This is a genomic window from Vibrio sonorensis, from assembly GCF_001854765.1.
GTDB lineage: Bacteria > Pseudomonadota > Gammaproteobacteria > Enterobacterales > Vibrionaceae > Vibrio > Vibrio sonorensis.
Window position 1 is genome coordinate 1 of sequence record NZ_LJJE01000048.1, and the last position, 13,248, is coordinate 13,248.

Genomic DNA, 13,248 nt, shown 5'->3' on the forward strand with positions numbered 1-13,248 from the left:
GACGGGGAACATTCGCCATGTCTGCCACTTCTTTAGCGTCAAGCCCTACGCTCTGACGGCAATAAGCGGAAAAGGCTTCTTTCTCTGTGGTTTGTGTCATTACTTCCTCAATGCGCGTATGTCACTCATAATTAGTTAAAGTGTGCGTTATCTGCACATAAAAATCAATTTAAAACGCCATATTAGCAATCGCTAACATGCTAGCCGTATCCGTATCGATCAGTCTGAGTGTGGTATCTAGTGTTTTGTTGCCTAGCATCAAGTGAATAGTTGGTGTATCAACGCCTTGCCGTTTCAAGCGTACTGCAAACGTCCTTCGCCCCGAAAGAATACTGGGGCGCTCAATTCCACTATCAGCTAATATCCGTTTGATGTGGTTGTTTAGAGCGTTACAGTGAAACGTAACGTTACCTGAGTCGGTTTCCCTGCGTTTAATCTTGAAATAAGCCCCGTTAGCCCTTTTGAAAAACGGTTCATCTGGATCATGGCCATTGTATAAATCAGGGTGATCACCATCCTGCATTCGCTTATCGAGATACGTTTTAATTAGATTTTGTAACTTCACATTAGACAAATAGAAATCGCGTTCAACGTCTCCCTTAATTGCAAAGCATTTCGTTAACTGTCCACTTTTAGTAAGTATGTCCTTTACCTGAACCCTGCATAACTCAAGGGTAGTCATACCCGAACCCAACCAAAAACCAAACAGACAAGCATTAAGATCTGGCTCAGGCGTTTGTGAGATCACTTTAAAAATCCAAGATCGGTCTTTATCTTCGATTAATGTTGGTAAAGCGTTGTGTGCAAATCCTATTAATAAAAAGAATAAACATACACGTTAACAAGATTGAAAGCTGAAAACAGTGATCAGGCTGTTGAATTGATTAGCATTGGGGGAAAACTAGCTATAGAGTTAAGACTTGATAATTAGCCAAAAAGAACACGGTAAACTTATGCACAATATTAGTGGATAAGTGGGCGGACAACTCGATTAAGTCTTTTAATTTTCAGTGAGAATTACCTCAAAAAAAAGCCCCTGCAAAGAGGGGCTAAAAGTTTCATGGAAGCAATGCTTGTCTAGTAAAGCGCAGCTAGAACTCTAAAAGACGCATCAATAATAAAAGCAGAGACAAAAATCACTAAGTTTTTTCTCTCTTTTTGTCGCATGCCTTACTATCGACTCCATTCCTTACGCCAATTATCATAGATTGAGATATTTTAGTGTCTGAGCAAATAGAAAAACCCGAAAGCAAAGGCGTGATCGGCTCCTTAGTCTCTTATTTTAAAGGTTATCGAGAGCAAGAATCGCCAGAAAATCAGGCCATTTTGAATGACGCGCCACTCACTGGTGGTGCTGACTTGTATCACTCGCCAGCTTTAAGCGGTGAAAGTGAAGAAGATCACTTACGCTCTGATGCTAAGCTCACCGAAAGAGGCGAAAAATACACCATTTATGGCGAACTTGCCGACCTCAGTTATATCCATGAAGGGTTAAACATTCACATCGCTCACGCGCTCGCGCCGAACAATGTCACCAAAAAAAGCTTTTGGTACACGCCAACCAAGCCAGAATTTAAAAAGCTGGTGGACGACTTAAACAACACTGTCGTGAAAAAGGTTAATGAACACATCTTTGCGTGGGCGAACATCATGTCAACTTATGGCGTGGCGTACGTGCGGCCGATTTTGGTAGAAGGCAAAGGGCTGGTGGATTTTGAATGTAACTATTACACCTTGCCCAAGTTTATCCGCGAGTATGAGAGGGCGGGTAAGCTGGCTTTCTTTACCAGTCAGCACATGAAAAAAAGCATGGGCGGAGGCGTTGAACCGATCCCGCCGTGGAAACTCATTCCGCTAAAAATTCCGTATTACACTCCAGATCCAGAGCGTGAGCCTGATAGCGTCGCCAAAGGCTATTACAGCTTGCTCAATGAGCAGCATCGTGAGATGGCGCTGGAAACTCAAAATTATGGCGAGTCTTTACTGGCTCGATCGCTTGATCCTTATAAGAAATTTAAACGTTCGCTAGAGGCACTGCTGGGCAGTCGTGAGAATGCCAGTAAGCGTGAATGGCTCGTATTGGCGAATTTAGGTAGTAAAACCCCGCAAGCCGCCGCCGCTTGGCTGGATGAGCTGGCGGAGACCATGAAAAGCGATGATGATTTTCATGAAAACCGCCGCCGTAGCGGGGGGATGCGCCCCACGGTAGAGCGAAAAATCGTACCTGTTACGGGGGATAGCTCTATTGATACGTCCATGATGGAAGCCAATCCCAACATTAGTCATATTGAAGATGTGCTGTTTCACTTCAAATCGCTCACTGCTTCGATTGGATTGGATTACACCATGTTGGGTTTTGCCGACATGATGAGCGGCGGGTTAGGCGAAGGGGGTTTTTTACAAACCAGCATTCAATCGACGCGCCGCGCGCAGATGATACGAATCGGGGTCGAGGCATTTTTAGAGCGTGCCAGTATTTTGCACTTGTATTACAAGCACAAAAAAACCGTCTTAAAAGATCAAGCCCTTCCGTGGCAATTGGTATTTAACTCTATGAGCGCGACCGTGCAGGCCAAAGAAGATGAAGAGCGCGAGAAGAAAGCTAACCGTGCGGCCACTGTTGCCGCTGTGGTCGATGCCATTAAGCAAGGCTCTACGGCAGAAAGCAAAACCTTAGCACGGCGCATTCTTGAGGATGCGCTGGATATTCCAGAGGAAGAGATGGATAAAATTATGGAGGAACTGTTTGCAAACGATTCCTCTGAGACTAACGAGCAAGTGCTGGCGCGGATGTTAAGTGACAGCGCCTTAGCTAGTATGACATCGGAGATTTAATCATGACTAACAAAGTTGGGGTGTTAGCCTCAGTGACCGAAACCTTTAACGTTTTTAACGATGGGCGTCAGTTCAACACTGCCCCGCAAAGCTATGTATTGTCGGCATTAAAAAAGCTTGCATCGTGCGCCAAGACACAAGAGCGCATCAAGCTCGGTGAGGCAATTGGGTTTTATGGACATACCATTCGAGAAGAAACCAAAAAGCTCAAGCCGCGTGAAAAAGAGTGGATCGTTGTCGATGGTAAGGCGGTCGAGGTTCGGGTTGAGCCTGCCATTCGCTGTACTCACTTTGAATGCGATGAGGTGGGCAACGTAACCCACACGGAAGAATTTCTAGACACCGACGACGGCAAGGCGGCGCTGGCTGCGTACAAGGCCAAAAACGGCGGCTTTAGCTGGGCGCTTGGTGGAACTGACGGCACGGGCAAAGGCTTTGCGTCTGTGGCGCGTGAGTTGGCAGGGTTTGATTATGTATTCAACCCCAACTTTATCCCAACAGATCGCCGTGATGTCTTATTGGCCTCTCAGCAAGATAACGATAACGCTCTGTTGCTGGCTTCAGTGGTAGAAGCGGGGGTGGAGCAAGAAAAAGCTGAACAGTTGGTCAGTTTGTACGCTAACCCAGACTTTAAAGAGGCCAGTATCGACGGTCTGATTTTGGCGGAGATGATTGAAAAAAACGAGTCGCTACAAAAAGCCCAAGCACAACGTGAAATGTTACTCGCTCAAGTGTTCGATGAGTGTCCATACATTTTAAGCGACGAACAAAAGCATTCGCTTATCCATATGAGCACACAACATGACGCTGAAATCGCGGCGTCTATCTTTGCCTCAATGGGGGAGGATAACTTTGCTGAATTGCCAGCTGAATTTAACCAGCCAGCTTCCACCAGCCAGCCAAGCAAACCTTTAGTCGTCCCGCGTTTGGGTGGGAACCGTTACAGCTTTACAGCGGATCGTTAAATGATTGGCGGCATTGTATTTGTGTTACTCGCGGCGTTTTTTGCGCTGCTGAGTGTGGTTTCTGCTAGAGCGAAACGGCACGGTTTCACGATAGTATTTTTATTATTGGGCGTGTCAGCGTTGATTGCTTCAGTGGTTATTTATCCGCTTTCGTCTAAGCTTGAAGCGGAAATGACACGAGCGGTTGAGGTGGAGCGCGCCAAGGTTATGATAGAGACACTTGGTGACGCTGCGCTTTATGTTGAATACCTCAAAGCTACTGAGTGATTTTCACTGAAAATTGCCTAGCTCACCAGCTGGGCTTTTTTAAATCGCTCTGCAATGTGCTTGATCATCGGGCTAAGTTTGTTGTCACGCAGCTTATTAAGTTCGCTGAGCATCTGGCTAGTGAAGCCTTTCCCCGTTGTGCTCCATGCTGTTAGCGCCCCTTCAAGCTGATTAAGCCTTGCCTGAATGTTTAGGGCTTGCTCATTGTCCTTGCGCCTTTGCTCCTGTTGCTTCAATTGCTCTTTGCTGAGTGGCTTCGGTGTTTCCATTTTCTGCCAGCTAGTTTGATGACGCTTTTGGGCGGCTAAAGCAATCAAGTTATGACGGTGTTGGTCTTCGCTCAAATGTGCTTTTCGAAAAATAAAATCCAAAACAGTTGGGGTGAAACTCCCAGTGATATTATTTTTATCTTCCGAGTGTAACGAGGAGTGATAGGAGGATCATTTTTTAAGGGGGGAGTAGGATCGTGCTCTTCGATTGGCTTTTCTTTGGCTTCAAGCACTTGTTGTCTTTCTTGCTTAAGCTGGCGATTGAGCGCGCGGCGCTCTTTTTTGGCCTCTTCTACCCAAAGTTTAAGCGTCTCAATGACAAAGGTGTATTGATTGCTTTTCGGTGGCTGGCCTTTGCTGTTGGGCTGGTGAAAGTCGAGCAGTTTCATTTTTTTGAGTTGGCTAATGTGGGTGCGAATGGTGCGCGGCTGGACGCCGACCAGTTCGGCCAACGTGTTTTGACTGGGGAAGATATTGCCTTGAGGATTCCAATAGCGCGCAATCGCGGCATAAGTATCAAGACAAGCTTTTGACTTTTTATGAAAGGATTTAACAAAAAATATTAGTGAAATCAGCTGTTCACTGTGACGAATGTAAGCTTTTTGCGTCATAATTAGTTTCTTTAGGGTGTACAAAGCTTGCCCTATAAGAAACGTCTTGTTAAACTTATCTCAGACGTTACATAGGGTGTAGCGCTAATGTGATAACTGAACCGACCAAAGCTAGTTATCACTCTTCTTTTGAAAGCCTCGCATTCGCGGGGCTTTTTCGCATCTGCAATCTGGTTTTTACATTTCTCTTATCTCGTCGTTAGAAATCGAAATCAAAATTAGACCGATCTAACCGTATTTTTGCCCATAGATCAATGATCAATGATCGAATATTGGGATCTTTGATCTATTTGTCCACAAAATCAACTAATAAAAACAAAAAACGCCGATCTATGATAATTAAATTGTCAGTCTATGATAATTCCGTTTAGAATGTGCTCACGGTAATACTGAGGGAATACCACTATCATGACCACAGTCAAAACATGCATTTCCATAACTGAAGATACAACTGGGACGCTTAAACGTGTAAATGAGATCTTGAAGGTTAACGGGAGAAAGATCCTTACATTGTCAGAGGCCGCGCGGTTTGGTGTGGAAATAATAGGAAAGATCCCAGAAGAGGAGCTTTGCGAGCAAGTTCGAAGCTACCGTATTGAAAAAATGAAAGTGTAATTATCGCGTAGATGGAGAGATAAAGTGACCGAAAATATCCAACTCACTGAAACCGCAAAACAGATACAGGCAACCATTCGCCCCGCCTTAAATCAGTTAGATATTGCTCAGGGGAAAGTAACGGGCATTGCTGAAACCTCAGTCAAAGCGGCTATCATGCTGGTGGAACAAGCCGAGCAAATGGCGATTGATCTGACAAATCAAGATTATGACGACTATAACGAGCTAGTCGGTAACTACGAGAATCTTAGTTCGCACGTTGATAGGCTAGAAGGTCAGTTGCGAGAGGCTAAGGCCAGCATCGAGACCGCAAAAAGTAACGCCGCTGACGCCCTTTTAGAAAAGGACGAGGCCAACGCCGCCGCAAGCATGGCCGCGACGGAAGGCAAAGTATTAAAAGACCAGATCCGTACGCTAAGGGACGAAGTGAAGTCACTCAAAGAGCTTAACCCTGAAGGTCTTAAGGCTAAAAACGTCAGTCAGAAAAAAGAACTCAAAGAGAAAAGCGATATTATCGGCCAGCAGCTTATCAAAATTCGCACGCTTCGGGCTGAATTGGCCGATGTTAAAGGAAACTACGCCAAGGCGACCGATAACGTTTTATCTCTAAAAGAAACCTGCGAAGAGCAGCATGAAAGACTTTGCTCAAAAGATGGCTTGATGTTGCGTACGCCCTATCAATCAAAAGGCGATGACCGCTTAATGTTCTACATGCATTACATGGGGTACAACTTGGAAGTTGGTTCAGCCAATGCGGCGGACGACGCCGTGCGTTTGGTTGGTGACTTAGGTTTTCATCTCGTTTTACGCACCACTTATTGCATTGACGCTGTAGTGAATTTCACTACTTGGCTTTCTCCTGTATTGCCTTCTCCTCAATGGCTACCTTTAATCGCTGAAGTGCCAGACGGTCTAATTGCAGACTTGCATGAAGAAATCTACGAGCGAGTCAAAGAGTCTCACCCCGATCTCGTTAAGCGCGTGGATTGGGCGAAAGGGGTATTTTTAGCAGAGCTTGACGGCATCAAAGACAAGCATTTAGAACCGCTTCGAAAAGGCGGGTTCACCTCACTTTACGACGTGTGTGAAGTGCCTTTAGGTCGTGTGGCGGAACGCTGCGACGGGCTAGAGAAGGCGGCAGAAAAAGACATCCGCAAGGTATGTGACGCGCTGGTAAGTCAATGGCGTATTGAAAACAAATTTAGCGAAAGTTCGATTAAGGCGGCAGCATGATTGATCGAGTGCCAACCTTGGCGGAACGCATTAAAAATAAAAGCGCCTCGCTCACTGAGATTGTTGAATGGCTGGAATTAACGAGCAGTCACACGCCGATTCAAGCGGACGTAATTCAGCTTCTAAGAGAAAACCTTACTATTGCGTTTGGTGATGGTTTTTATGATGGATTTAGGCGCGCTCAATTTATGGCTGAAGACGGGCAGGATTTGTCTGAAATTGGTCGTTATGAGGCGCTGGAGCTGTCGGAACAAGCGGAAATTAAATGCCGTTTTTCTCGCCAAGATGCAAAGCAAAAGAAAAGGTTAAGCATGTTTAATGCTAATGTCGCATGTATCAAAAAAAGTGATAAATAAAACAGGGAGGCAGAGCATATGTTTTTTGCGCAATATAAAACCATTGATTACAAAGGCAAGCCGTGCAAGGTAATCGGTCAAGCGCCAGCTAATAAAGTGGGTTGCGGCAACGGAATGGCGTTGCTTTTGGTGATTGATGGAAAGAGCAAGTACGTCAACACTACTGAGCTGTTAAAGTAGAGGAGGGTAAAATGTCAAGGCTTATAGGTGAACAAGTGGTAGATATTTCTAGCACAAGATTCAAAGACTACGCCCCTTTCGATTTTGCAATGCTTTTCATTGAAACGTACGGACAGATTGACGGTGATCACCATAAAGCATAGGTTCTCGATCAAATTGCACGCCTTCACAAAGGAACTAAGCCTATCATCAAGCTAGTTGAATGGGATGATGGGACGCTTGAATATCGTTTTAGCCTCGAAGCGCCTACCAAAGATTATGTTGATTGGGTTGTAAGTATGAAGTCGGGCGAAGACGGTGATAACACTTATTTGTATGATTCTGGCGTTGCGCCATAACCAAGCAGGAACTAAACAAAATGGAAATGCAACAATATGACTTCGGGGCATTGTTCCCAGTAACTAACGCACGCTCTGAAATTTCACTCGTTTGGATAGATTTAGAGACTGGTGGCCTTAATGGGCGTTTAGAAAATGGTGAAGTAGGCGGCGCGTATTATCCGATATTTGAAATTGCCGTTAAGGTAACAGATACAGAGCTGGTGGAGTTGTGCGAGCCTCTACGCTTGGTAGTCTATCAAGATGATGAAATGATAGCGCGCTCTAGTAAATGGGCGTTAGAATCGCATACAGAAAGCGGCCTTATCAAAGAAGTGAGAGAAAGCGGTATTACGCTCGACGAGGCTGAGCGCATTTTATTGTCGCATCTCGCAAGTAATGGGGTGGGTGCATTTGACCGCAAAGCCGGAGCAGGGGCGATAATGGCAGGTAACGGCATTCACTACGACCGCTTCTTTATCGCTTTGCAAATGCCACTGTTAAACGCTTATTTGTACTATCGTCAGTTTGATGTAAGTGCAATTAACGTCGGTGCTCGCATGTGGAATAAAGAACTTTATGAAGAAACCCGTTTAGCTAAAGAGTATAAGCACGAAGCAATGGCCGATATTCAAGAGTCACTGAATGAGGCTTTGGTGTACAAAAAACGCTTTGAGGTCAAAGCTTGAGCGTGGCAAGGGGTAGGGTAGTGGCTAGGTCGCTTCGACTGGCGGTTTCATGCCGCGCGCGACTACCCGCAGCCACATCAAGAAGGGCAATTAACCCGCCTGACAAGAAAGCGCAGCAAGCAGGCAGCAAAAAGCCCGAATAAATCGGGCTTTTTTATTGATTTAATGGGGCTATTGATAGCTTTCAGAAGGGCTATCTTCGTGATCAATAATTTGCTCCTGATTGCCTTCGAGTTTATTAGATACGTAGTTGTAAATGTCTTCTAATGCGGCGTTAGGGATGCCGCTTAGCTCAATCAGTGCCGTTTTGTTGTTCTCGTTACCTTCTTCTACTATGTATGCCTTTTGCTTGCCAGAATCAACCATAGTAACTTTGTTCAGCCCTTCAGGGATAGCTACGGGTACAATGGCTGTCTGGTCGTCAATGTCTGACTTTTTCTTTTTGAGTTTCACCGCTGGCTTTGGCAGTAGTTCGTAAAGCTTGGAGAGTAGGCCGTTATTTAACACTCTTCCGTCTTTGCTTCCAAACTCTTCGATTAGTGCATCTAGGTGGACGCTTTCAAGCGATTCTAGAGCATCTTCAAGCCTTCCTTCCTTGAGAGCCTTTGTTCGCTTGTAAAACTCATTGATCGCCGGACGGCCTAAGTCATTAATTGACGGCATGATGTTCACTAGCTGGCGAGGAAGTCCGAACGCTTTACGTGCGGTAGTTACAACCGCCTCACTAACTTGCTCACCTTCTGCTAACTGCTTAGCGTCTGGATAGGTGCCATCTTCCAGCATGGCTGACCATATCGCGCCGCGCTCATAAAGACTAAACGGTTTGTATTGGTTGGCAATGTCGCTGATAAATCGCTTAAGCTCTGGCTTTATCTCTTTTTTAGTAACCAAAATGAAATAGTCACGCTTGGCGAGAATACATGCCTTGCGGCGTCTTGAGCCGTTCCAGACCTCTATCTTTCCTGTTGGGTCGATGTATCCTTTTGCCGGATCTTGCATCCCCCTTTCTTCGATGCTTGGGAGAATGTCATTGAGTGAAATTGCGTTTAGCGCTTCCTGAATGCGAGCATTTTCAGGGAGTACATGCGTTTTCTTTTCAATGTCATGATGCGCCACACGGACAAGCTCAAACTCTGCCATTTCGTCACCGATGGGCATCATATAGGTTTGCCCTACTCGCATGTTGGCAAGTTCAACGGCTTCTTTCATTGATGCTTCGCTAATGCCGCTTAGTGCAATTCCCTGACTCGTTCCTTTCTTTGCCATGCTTAATTTACTCCCCAGTGACGCAGAGCTTTAACCTCTACCTCTTCAATAATTTTGACGAATTGGTTTTGTGCCGACTCTAAGGACTTGCGAGACTTAGAGCCGCTTGGCGACAAATCAAAGACCGTCATAAACTCTTTTGCGCAGCGCGTTACTGCGTCAGAGTGCGTGAAATCGTCCATATAACAGTGCTGTCCTACTGCTTCTCTAATCTCTATGACACTTTGCGATAATGACGGCGAACGGCGGTCTATGTCAGAAAGAATTAGGCTGATGTCGCTCTTTTCGCGTTGACCTAGCGAGGTTAGCATTTCGTTCACGCCAGCTAGGTATTCCATGTGCTTGTATGCAGCGTCCCGATCGTTTTCAGAAGCACGCAGTGGGATGGATATATGAGAGGCAGAGAAGTGGGCAGACATAGCCGCAGAGTTCAAGTTAGGCGGCGTGTCGATGAAAATAATGTCAAATTCGTCTTTTACTGCGTCAAGTACGTCTTGCAAGTGCAAGTAAGCGTTGTACATTTCCCCGCTCTTATTGGCGTCAAGGCGGCGCTTTTCGGTGTAGAGGTCAAAGCGCATGTCATTAACGCTGGCAGGGAGTAAGCGCAAGTTTGGGGTGTTGGTTGGTAAGAATGCATCTTTACAAACTTGCTCAAAGGTTTCACCTTCATCAAGGTCAAAGTTGCGCATTAGCAGATCACCCGCCGTAAAATCACCTTCGCTTAGATTAGGCTTGAGTAATGCGGTTAATGTTCCTTGCGGGTCAAGGTCGATAACGCCTACGCGATACTTGGTTTTTAACTCAGTAGCAAAGCCAACTGATATATTTGCGGTTTCGGTGGTCTTCCCTGCGCCGCCCTTTAGAGTTTCAATAACATAAGTGACGGGTTCCATGTTTGGTGGACGAACAAATGGCGCATAGCCGAAATGTTCGCGAAGCCGTTGCACTTCATCAATGCTAACGCGCCATAGGTCGCGCTTGCCCTCTCCCTTTACTTTCGGGTTAATGCCTAGCGCCTCGCACGCTTCTGCAAGTTTTAGGGCGTATTGCGCACCAGTAGCCTTGATAGCCTCGGCTTTGTTGTAAGTTCGCACTGGTTTGCCGTTATTGGTCTTTTGAAGTTGGTCATTTTTCTTAGAGCTGGAGAGCGTTTTTAAGCCTTCAGCAATCTGTTTAAGTTTGAGCGTGCTATTCATTCTTTTATTTACCTTAGAGAGCGTTTCTCATAAAAAGCGAAAAAGATTAAAAAGTGAGAAAAAACTGTTGGACATTAAAACATGTCGGGTGTAACTTAGCAATACATTTCCTGAGTATGTTTATTTTTTAGGTAAAGTTCAGTCTATGATAATCACTTAAGGGAGTGCTGGAGCTTGATTGATAAATGTCAGGCATAAAAAAAGCCCGAAGTGACCTGACGGGCTTTAGTTTCAGACTAATTAAGGGGAAAGCTTAATATGCTGAAGTCACAAATGTTACAACAATCTCACTCGCCTGCAAAGGTATCTCTGTTTACTGGCGCTCAATTGTCGAAAGAGCAAGCGGCGTACCTTCAAAAGTTGAGAGAACGCAGCGCAAAAGCTAATAAACGAATTCTAACCAAGCAAACCTATGCAGAGCTAGGTAAGTCAATTTGTATTAAGGGCGCTCAAACAACTCAAACTCTGGATCGATTGTTTGAGAGTATTCGCAACAATATTCATTAATCTACTTGGCTGGTGGCTTTGCTTCCGGCCTTTTTTGTTTTAAGAGGCAATTTTCAGTGAAAATTAACAATAAACTCAAGTCTAAAAGTGGTAAGGAAGTGCCGCCAAGACCGACGCTAGATGACAAAATTAAACGCGCGGGGATTGAAGCGTGCTTTAAAGAGTTGAATAGCGCCACGTTTGGTATTGAGCGGGGTGACACTAAGAGCATAGAGAAATTTATCTCTGACTACTCCAGTCATTACTACGGATATTGTGACGGCTACGAAATGGCAAAAGACTTAGAGCGCGACGGGTGGCCGTGTGATCGAGATTGGATTGATGAGCTTGAATGCATTGGTAATTACATAGATCAAGCGCTACGAAAAGCCGTTGAAGGCTGGGTTAACGAGCATCAACCAGAACCCCCCTACCCAGTAGGCACATTTATTTCTGAAGGGCTAATCACTGACATTGATGAGGTTGGCTCCGCGCGATTTAGGGTAGCAGTAAAAGGCGAAGCTCCAAACACTCGCAGACTGGTGGACTTTGAAAACGCTGAGCTAGACGAAGAAAAGCAAAAGGAAATGGAAGCCTTTGTGGCTAGATATACCAATGCGCAACAAAACATGACAGAGGATAACTGCCGTGATTTTTTTAGGTTGGCGTTTATCATAGACTGCGACATAGTTAAAACGCTTGCTAACGTTGTTTTAGATGGTGAGCTTGGGTTAGTGGCAAGGCCGGAATTTTACAAGGAAGTGGTACGCTCGCTCGCTAAAGCGTCAGTAACTATAACTTCTGATGTAACGCCGTGGGTAACACAACTTCAATTTAATTGTCAGGTTAATGGCGTCTCGTTTAACCCCTACATTCGATGTGATGATCAGTTTTTCGATGAAGTGGAGGTGAAAGCGCTACTTGAGTGGTTGCCTTATGAGGCTTTATCTCGCGTGATGAAGTCGCACTGTGAATATCTTTCTGATTTTAAAATGCAGCCCACCCCTATTCACGACGCCGTTTGTCGATTGATTGAGAGGAATAAAACAGCCAAAAGCAAGGAGGTGAGCGCATGAAAGAAGTTCCAATGATATTTAATACTGACATGGTTAAGGCGTTGCTGGATGGGCGAAAATTAGTTACTCGCCGCCCTCTTACCATTCCAGAGTGCTGGGAGCTTCATGATAGGAAGTTGAGCAAAATAACCAGCTCTCACCCCAAAAAAGGACGTTGGGGCGCACTGATTAGGAAAGGAATAGGCACAGACTTTCCCCAATCGAATCTAGTTGCAGCGCCTTGCTTTGTTGGCGATCTGATTTGGGTTAGAGAAACCTTTGCAGCGTTAGGTCATAACGATTATGAGCAAGTTAACCCTAACAACCTGTCAAGCATTCACGAATATAGATACAAAGCATCGGAGAGAGATTCTATTGCTAACTGTAAAGATCATGAAGTTCGTGGATATAAATGGGTTCCTTCTATTCACATGCCTAAAACGGCAAGCCGCCTAACTCTAAAGGTCACTGATGTTCGTATAGAACGAGTTCAAGATATTACCGAAGAGCAGGCGGAAAAAGAAGGAATGGAGCCAGCTAGGCCATCTAGCTTGTGGTATCCCTATCGAACTTCTTTCATGGATGTTTGGGATGACATTTATAGCAACTGGAACCAAAACCCTTATGTTTGGGTTATCGAGTTCGAAGTTATTCATAAAAACATTAGGCATGTAGCGTTAGAAATGGAGTCAGCGGCATGAACCCCAGAATTTTTAAAAAAACCAACCAAGAAAGCGGCCGATATTCTGGAAAGGACTGGCCGAGTTGAGCACTTAATAAAAGTTCAGCAATGCGTTACTGATGGCGCATGCCCAGAAATAACATGGGGCTACAAATGGGAGCGTAAAAGCTTCTATGGAAAGAGAAAGCCGCATTCTCCTACCAATCATAACTGGCAAGTAAAGACT

At 45.2% G+C, this 13,248-nt stretch carries 17 protein-coding genes; 12 read left to right on the plus strand and 5 right to left on the minus strand.

Going from position 1 to position 13,248, the window contains the following annotated elements; genetic code table 11:
- Positions 1-169: 169 nt before the first annotated feature.
- Positions 170-748, minus strand: coding sequence for a site-specific integrase (locus tag BLO31_RS08855; protein WP_245688445.1), 579 nt, complete (start codon positions 746-748; stop codon positions 170-172).
- Positions 749-1,221: 473 nt separating this feature from the next.
- Here BLO31_RS08855 and BLO31_RS08860 point away from each other — a divergent pair, with 473 nt between their 5' ends.
- The 3 genes from BLO31_RS08860 to BLO31_RS08870 are packed head-to-tail and all read left to right on the plus strand — an operon-like array spanning position 1,222 to position 4,067.
- Positions 1,222-2,835 carry a hypothetical protein gene (locus BLO31_RS08860; protein ID WP_070964793.1) on the plus strand — a complete coding sequence of 538 codons (1,614 nt, stop codon included), beginning with the start codon at positions 1,222-1,224 and terminating at the stop codon, positions 2,833-2,835.
- 2 nt (positions 2,836-2,837) lie between these two features.
- On the plus strand, positions 2,838-3,800 hold the full coding sequence (locus tag BLO31_RS08865; protein ID WP_070964796.1) for a hypothetical protein: 963 nt from the start codon (positions 2,838-2,840) through the stop codon (positions 3,798-3,800).
- The gene (locus BLO31_RS08870; protein WP_070964800.1) at positions 3,801-4,067 is read left to right on the plus strand and encodes a hypothetical protein; all 267 of its coding nucleotides are present in this window, start codon (positions 3,801-3,803) and stop codon (positions 4,065-4,067) included.
- A gap of 17 nt (positions 4,068-4,084) precedes the next feature.
- Here the strand turns inward: BLO31_RS08870 and BLO31_RS08875 are convergent, their stop codons facing one another.
- Complete coding sequence (locus BLO31_RS08875; RefSeq protein WP_139158970.1) at positions 4,085-4,411, minus strand: hypothetical protein; 327 nt, start codon at positions 4,409-4,411, stop codon at positions 4,085-4,087.
- A complete protein-coding gene (locus BLO31_RS08880; protein WP_070964807.1) occupies positions 4,408-4,947 on the minus strand; it encodes a helix-turn-helix domain-containing protein in 540 nt (179 codons plus the stop codon). The genes BLO31_RS08875 and BLO31_RS08880 overlap by 4 nt, the downstream gene beginning before the upstream one ends.
- A gap of 408 nt (positions 4,948-5,355) precedes the next feature.
- Here BLO31_RS08880 and BLO31_RS08885 point away from each other — a divergent pair, with 408 nt between their 5' ends.
- From BLO31_RS08885 to orn, 6 genes are all read left to right on the plus strand, one after another.
- Entirely contained in the window at positions 5,356-5,562 is a 207-nt protein-coding gene (locus BLO31_RS08885) for a hypothetical protein (RefSeq protein WP_070964810.1), read from the plus strand.
- Between the two features lie 24 nt (positions 5,563-5,586).
- Positions 5,587-6,795 (plus strand): hypothetical protein, encoded by a 1,209-nt coding sequence (locus BLO31_RS08890; RefSeq protein WP_070964813.1) that lies wholly within the window; start codon positions 5,587-5,589, stop codon positions 6,793-6,795.
- A 17-nt stretch (positions 6,796-6,812) separates the two neighbouring features.
- Positions 6,813-7,151, plus strand: a complete 339-nt coding sequence (locus tag BLO31_RS08895; protein WP_217495111.1) for a hypothetical protein — start codon at positions 6,813-6,815, stop codon at positions 7,149-7,151.
- Positions 7,152-7,169: 18 nt separating this feature from the next.
- Entirely contained in the window at positions 7,170-7,331 is a 162-nt protein-coding gene (locus tag BLO31_RS23785; RefSeq protein ID WP_175443193.1) for a hypothetical protein, read from the plus strand.
- 11 nt (positions 7,332-7,342) lie between these two features.
- The gene (locus tag BLO31_RS24845; protein WP_281182241.1) at positions 7,343-7,474 is read left to right on the plus strand and encodes a hypothetical protein; all 132 of its coding nucleotides are present in this window, start codon (positions 7,343-7,345) and stop codon (positions 7,472-7,474) included.
- Between the two features lie 215 nt (positions 7,475-7,689).
- Positions 7,690-8,337 (plus strand): oligoribonuclease, encoded by a 648-nt coding sequence (gene orn / locus BLO31_RS08900; RefSeq protein WP_217495112.1) that lies wholly within the window; start codon positions 7,690-7,692, stop codon positions 8,335-8,337.
- 171 nt (positions 8,338-8,508) lie between these two features.
- Here orn and BLO31_RS08905 read toward each other — a convergent pair whose 3' ends face one another.
- On the minus strand, positions 8,509-9,603 hold the full coding sequence (locus tag BLO31_RS08905) for a ParB/RepB/Spo0J family partition protein (protein WP_070964824.1): 1,095 nt from the start codon (positions 9,601-9,603) through the stop codon (positions 8,509-8,511).
- A 2-nt stretch (positions 9,604-9,605) separates the two neighbouring features.
- On the minus strand, positions 9,606-10,799 hold the full coding sequence (locus BLO31_RS08910; protein ID WP_070964828.1) for a ParA family protein: 1,194 nt from the start codon (positions 10,797-10,799) through the stop codon (positions 9,606-9,608).
- Positions 10,800-11,057: 258 nt separating this feature from the next.
- Between BLO31_RS08910 and BLO31_RS08915 the strand changes: the two genes are divergently transcribed.
- From BLO31_RS08915 to BLO31_RS08925, 3 genes are read left to right on the plus strand one after another with little or no spacing between them, the layout of a single operon-like run.
- Positions 11,058-11,306 carry a hypothetical protein gene (locus BLO31_RS08915; protein ID WP_070964830.1) on the plus strand — a complete coding sequence of 83 codons (249 nt, stop codon included), beginning with the start codon at positions 11,058-11,060 and terminating at the stop codon, positions 11,304-11,306.
- A 56-nt stretch (positions 11,307-11,362) separates the two neighbouring features.
- Complete coding sequence (locus BLO31_RS08920) at positions 11,363-12,361, plus strand: hypothetical protein (RefSeq protein ID WP_070964834.1); 999 nt, start codon at positions 11,363-11,365, stop codon at positions 12,359-12,361.
- Positions 12,358-13,041 carry an ASCH domain-containing protein gene (locus BLO31_RS08925; protein WP_070964836.1) on the plus strand — a complete coding sequence of 228 codons (684 nt, stop codon included), beginning with the start codon at positions 12,358-12,360 and terminating at the stop codon, positions 13,039-13,041. Before BLO31_RS08920 ends, BLO31_RS08925 begins: the two co-directional genes overlap by 4 nt.
- Positions 13,042-13,248: the final 207 nt, after the last annotated feature.